General features: G+C 74.0%; 2 protein-coding genes and 1 pseudogene. 2 read left to right on the top strand and 1 reads right to left on the bottom strand.

Annotated elements, in window-relative coordinates; all coding sequences use genetic code 11:
- A pseudogene (locus tag HUX53_RS22515) lies at positions 1–591 on the bottom strand (hypothetical protein); the annotation flags it as partial.
- 366 nt (positions 592–957) lie between these two features.
- On the opposite strand from HUX53_RS22515, the gene HUX53_RS22510 reads away from it, so the two are divergent.
- A complete protein-coding gene (locus HUX53_RS22510; protein ID WP_176405206.1) occupies positions 958–1,692 on the top strand; it encodes a 1-acyl-sn-glycerol-3-phosphate acyltransferase in 735 nt (244 codons plus the stop codon).
- The coding region (locus HUX53_RS22505) for a DUF5931 domain-containing protein (protein ID WP_255205518.1) at positions 1,689–2,472 on the top strand (784 nt) is incomplete at its 3' end. The genes HUX53_RS22510 and HUX53_RS22505, both read left to right, overlap by 4 nt.

Below are 2,472 nucleotides of genomic sequence, written 5' to 3'. Positions count from 1 at the left end.
GTGGTCCTCCTCCCCGTCGCCGGGCTCCAGGAACTCCGGCGTCTCCGTCGGCTTGATCACGCGGGCGCGGGGGAGGCGGCCGGTGCGGTCGTCGCCCTCCCGCGGGGGGTCGGCGGGCTCCCGGATGTCCTCCTCGTCGGGCCAGGGGACGTCGCCGTCGGGGACGGCGTCAAAGCCGGCGACGATCTCGGCCCAGATGGCGTCCTCGTCGCGTTCGGCGAGGCCGCCGCCCGCGTCCGTCCCGGCGTCCTCCGCGGCGGGTTCGGCGAGGTCGGTGTCGGCGCGCTCGGCCTTCCCGGCGCGTTCGGCGGGCTCGCCGCGGGCGGAGGCGTCGCGGAGCCGGGCCAGGTGGACGCGCAGGATGCCCTCGGCGGCGGGCTTCATGTCGACGTCCACGTAGAGCCGGTCGAGGACGTCGCCGGCCAGGGGCTCGGCGGGTTCGGCGGGCTCGGCCGGCCCGGACGGCGAGGTGGCGTAGGCGGCGACCCCGGCCTCGCCGAGCGCCGCCAGCATCGCGTCGGCCAGATGCGGGGCGAGGTCGACCAGCGGGGCGTAGGTGTCGGCCGACAGTCCATTGCCACGGCGATTCACGGGGCCGGCTCCTTCGACGACTCCGGCGTGGCCGACGGCACCGGCATGACGGCCTCCGCTCCCCCAACGACAGTACGGTGCCCGGTCGCGCCCGCCGTACACGGCGGCGCTCCCGGACACCCCGAAACGTGTGTCCCACGGTATTCGCTGCGCCGCGCTGGACAAGCCCCCCGGCGCACCCGATTGAGATTCACCGTTCAGAGCCTACGTTCCCGCGCGGGCCCCTCGCCGCGCCGACCGGGTCCCGTTCAGGGGTACCGGCCGGTAGATCGGCGGGACGGGGAGTGGGAAGATGTCCCATCATCTCCCCGTCGGTGATGGACCGCCTGCCGCCCGAGGGCACTAGGTCCGAGGAAAGGTGCCCGCATGCTGTGGTTCTGGATCCTGCTCAGGATCGTCCTGTCGCCGATCCTGTACCTCGGGTGGTGGCCCCGGAACAAGGGCAGGCGGAACGTCCCGCTGCGCGGGCCGGCGCTGATGGTGAGCAACCACCTGTCGTTCGCCGACCACTTCTTCGGGCCGCTGCCGCTGCTGCGCCCGATCTTCTTCATCGGCAAGGGCGAGTACTTCACCGGCAAGGGGATCAAAGGGCTGATCAGCAAGGGGTTCTTCACCGGGGTGGGCGTCGTCCCGGTGGACCGGACCGGCGGGGACGCGGCCGAGGCGGCGCTGCAGACGGGGCTGCGGATCCTCGGCGAGGGCAAGCTGCTCGGCATCTACCCGGAGGGCACCCGCGCGCCCGACAACCGGCTGTACCGGGGCAAGACGGGCGTGGCGCGGCTGGCGCTGAAGTCCCGTGTCCCGGTCATCCCGATGGGGATGATCAACACGTTCGAGCTGATGCCGCCCGGAAGGGCGCTGCCGAGGCTCGGCGTCCGGCCCGGCGTGCGGTTCGGGAAGCCGATGGACTTCTCCCGGTTCTACGGCCGCGAGGACGACCACGAGGTGCTGCGCCAGATCACCGACGAGATCATGGACGCGATCCGGGAGCTGTCCGGGCAGGAGTACGTCGACCGGTACGCCGCCGAGGTGAAGGCCGAGATGGCGGGCAAGCCGGTGCGCCGGGTCGAGGACGATGGTGGCCTGAGCGACCACGGATGATGGGGCTGGAGGTCGCGCTGTGGCGGGCCGTGGCGGTCTACCGCGGCCTCGCGCTGGTCTACGCCGCGGTCGTGATCGCCATGAACTCGGGCGGCTACGCGCGCCCCGCCGCCGGCTGGGCCGTCCTCGCCGTCATGACCGTGTGGACGGGCTACGCCGTCCTCGCGTTCGGTGATCCGCGGCGGCGCGGATGGCCGCTGCTGGCCGCCGACCTCGCCGTCGCCGCGGGCTGCGTGCTCACGACGGCCTGGGTGGAGACGGCCGCGAACATCGCCGCCGGGCGCCCCACGCTGCCGGTGTCGTGGGTGGCGGCCGCGGTGCTGGCGTGGGCGGTCGCGGGCGGGCGGCGGCTCGGCCTCACCGCCGCGCTCGTGCTGGCCGCCGCGAACCTGCTGGTGCACGCGTTCGCCGGGACGAGCGGCGGCATCGGCGACACCACGTTCAACGGCATCGTGCTGCTGTTCCTCGCCGGGCTCGTCGTCGGGCACGTCGTCCGGCTGGCGCGCGAGGCCGAGGCGCGGCTGGCGCGGGCCGTGGAGCTGGAGTCGGCGAACCGGGAGCGGGAGCGGCTGGCCCGCCGCATCCACGACTCGGTGCTGCAGGTCCTCGCGATGGTGCAGCGGCGCGGCGGGGAACTGGGCGGGGAGGCGGCCGAGCTGGGGCGGCTGGCGGGGGAGCAGGAGGCCGCGCTGCGCGCCCTCATCGGCACCCGTCCCTTATACCCATCTGAAGCCGCCGACGAACAAGATAAACGCACACCCCGCGGGCCCCCGCCCCCTT

Origin of the sequence: Actinomadura sp. BRA 177, from assembly GCF_013372625.1 — a bacterium.
In the GTDB taxonomy this organism is placed as follows: Bacteria; Actinomycetota; Actinomycetes; order Streptosporangiales; family Streptosporangiaceae; genus Spirillospora.
The sequence above is the reverse complement of the archived record's forward strand: the minus strand, read 5'-3'. Positions and strand labels throughout refer to the sequence as shown.